This window comes from Stenotrophomonas nitritireducens (genome assembly GCF_001431425.1).
Lineage (GTDB): Bacteria > Pseudomonadota > Gammaproteobacteria > Xanthomonadales > Xanthomonadaceae > Stenotrophomonas > Stenotrophomonas nitritireducens.
Genome location: NZ_LDJG01000045.1, coordinates 1 through 2,090, shown reverse-complemented (window position 1 = coordinate 2,090; position 2,090 = coordinate 1). Strand labels below are relative to the sequence as shown.

Below are 2,090 nucleotides of genomic sequence, written 5' to 3'. Positions count from 1 at the left end.
CGCTGCGCTGGAAGACCGTGGCTCCAGCCAACGTGGTGCTGTTGAAGAGCTTGGCGGCGCCTCCAAAACTGGTCAACACCGTCCTGTTGGCAAATGGTGCAGAAGCCTGCGCATTGCTGCCGCCCGATTTGAACGTGTCGGAAAGCTTCCATTTCGGCGTACTCGAGACACCGGTCAAAGCGGCATTGAACGGACTGGCGATCAAGTCGCCGATCCAGCTGCCGGAAGTGAAGCCGGCCACGAAGGTCAAGGTGGTCGTTTCGGTCTTGGTGGAACTTGAAGCGATGTTCGAGCCCGAAGCACTGCGCGAATCGATCGTTGACAACGCCGCCGTCAATGCCGAAGCGAACTTCTCGGTATCCGAAGCCACGACAAAGCTGCCATGACCATTGAGCGAAGCATGCCAGAGGTCGTCGATGCGTTCGGCACCACTGTTCTTGATTGGATCCACATTCCACGGTTTCGGTGCCGGCGCATTCGGATCGAGCGTACCCTGCTGACCGATCGACACACCAAAGGTCACCATATGCTGCCAGGTCGCCGGATCATTGGCACTTGGACGCACGTTGTTGGTCATGCCGGTGCGCAGATCGTTCTTCCAGTAATAATAGGCAACATCGGCCAGAGTATCGGTAAAGCCTTCACAGCTACTCTTGGAACACGTCTGTTTGTCGTAATATTCGGCACCGTTGGCCTGAGTGTCGTAGTCCCCCACCTTGCTGGTGTAACCGCCATCCTTGTCGGCCTGATTCCAGTAACCATCCGTGGTAAGAATCGCGTAATTCTGCCGGCAGGTCAGCATTTGCCCACTGCTGTCCCTGTAGGCTGCATCCGAACTGAAGTAACGTCCCGCCCGCTGTAACGCACCATGTAGCGGCGTATTGCCCGAGGCACCAGCATCCTGCAGGCGGGTATAGAAGGTCGAACGATTTACCCCTTCGAACAGACCGTCGCCGGTCCCTACGGGGATCGGGAAAGCAGGATTGGCCCCACCCACGCTCGCCGAACTGCCGCCTCTGTTCCAGATCGTGTCGAAGCCGACGCGATAGTTCTTGCCAAGGCGCCCAAAAGCTTCCGACGCGCCAGCCTTGGCCATCTTGTTGCGGCTACGGTGGTAGTGGTACCAGTTCGCAAAATTCTGCAATTCGTCGGCCTGCGAACGAGGCGTCAAGGCAGCGCCACTCGCATCCTTGCCTATGCGCGGAGGCGTCGAATCCACCCACGCGTAGCTTCCCGTCACCGAGTAAGGAATATTCGAAACCGCACTGCCGTTCCCGTAGATTTCGATGTAGATCATGCCTGGAGGCGAGGCTATCGAGACCGTCTTTGACGAACTGCTGCCGGTATTCGCGTCCAGAATGACAGTACAGCCGCTATTGGAGTAGACAAAGAGGCCGGCGCTACCATTACCCGAAATGCTCACGGAAACGTTGCTGGCCTCGCCATTGACTGCGTTTGCGGTGGAAACTCCAACGCAGCTCGAGTACCTGTTCCTACTCGCAGACAAAGTACCGGTAGCGACAACCTTCGTCGAGGACTCCTGCTTCTGGACGACACCCCCCTGGTAACTGTTGTCGGAACTGGACGCGACAATGCGGAACTTGTCGTAGTTGGCAGCCCTCGTCCCGGGGTTGGCGACTTTAGGCACATAGAAATAGGACTCCTGGATCCAGTTCGGATTCCTGCTGGTCCCGATGTTGGTCTGCGCCGTGCGCAGGTCGATCGGACTGTTCAAAGATGTGGTACTGCTCGATACCGCCGTAAAATTGGCATCATCCAGGCGGTCGTTGACATCGACCTTTGCGGTGCGCCAGGGCCGATACGTCATGCTTGGGTTATAGAAAATAGTGTTGTTGACGTATGAACGATCGACGACATCGTCATTCAGATCACGACTGGAGTCCGTCGGCATCATCAGGTACGTCATCGATCCAGAATCGTCGAGAATCATCAGCACATTTGGCGGAATGGAATTGCCACCGGTCAGCAAGGGGTATTGCGGAAACGAGGTGTTTGCCGACTGCGCCGACGATGCCGCAGCCATCGATATCAGCAACGTCGCAAGCGCAACGCGCATGCGCGCAGCGAGG

1 protein-coding gene is annotated in these 2,090 nt (G+C 57.0%); it reads right to left on the bottom strand.

Annotated features, from left to right (window positions below; all coding sequences use genetic code 11):
- Positions 1–1,951, bottom strand: a 1,951-nt coding sequence (locus ABB22_RS18465; protein WP_484600307.1) for a pilus assembly protein, incomplete at its 3' end; no start/stop codon positions are given.
- Between the last annotated feature and the right edge of the window lie 139 nt (positions 1,952–2,090).